The 509-nt window shown below is 77.2% G+C and carries 1 protein-coding gene; it reads right to left on the bottom strand.

What is annotated here, in order from left to right:
• Positions 1-509 (bottom strand): EcsC family protein (locus SM447_RS30080; RefSeq protein WP_474576238.1); only part of this gene is annotated, 509 nt, incomplete at both ends.

Below are 509 nucleotides of genomic sequence, written 5' to 3'. Positions count from 1 at the left end.
CTGGCTCGCGAGGTGGTGGCCGACGAGTTGGCCCAGGTGCCGAGGATGATCGCGGCGCCGGGCACCACCTTGGCGAAGACCCGCTTCGCCGCCCGCACCCCGGCCATCTGGGCCAGCCGCACGCCCAGCCGCAGCATCACCTTGCCCAGCTGGCGCTGCCCACCGGTGCCGAAGAGCGCGCCCGCGCGTTCCCGGCCGGCGGCCACGCCCAGCGCCAGCCGGGCGCTCTCGGCCACCTTGTGGACCCGCTGGAGGACGAGCAGGTCGGTGGCCCGGTCGGTGTGCAGCGGGTCGACGCCGTACGCGGCCGCGATGTGCAGCACCATCCGCGCCTGCGTCCAGGCCAGCACGCCGACGTCGATCACCGCGCCGGGCAGCCCGGCCGCGCCGGAGACCGCACCGGAGAGCCGCGCCCGGTTGACGAACCTGCGCACCGCCTGCTCGGCCAGCACCTCGGCGGAGGCGCCCGGCTGCTCGACCCTGGCCCGGGCGGCCCACTGCGCCGCCTC

Source organism: Micromonospora aridisoli (assembly GCF_056150025.1).
Note: the sequence above shows the minus strand (reverse complement) of the source record. Positions and strands in the feature narration are given on the sequence as shown.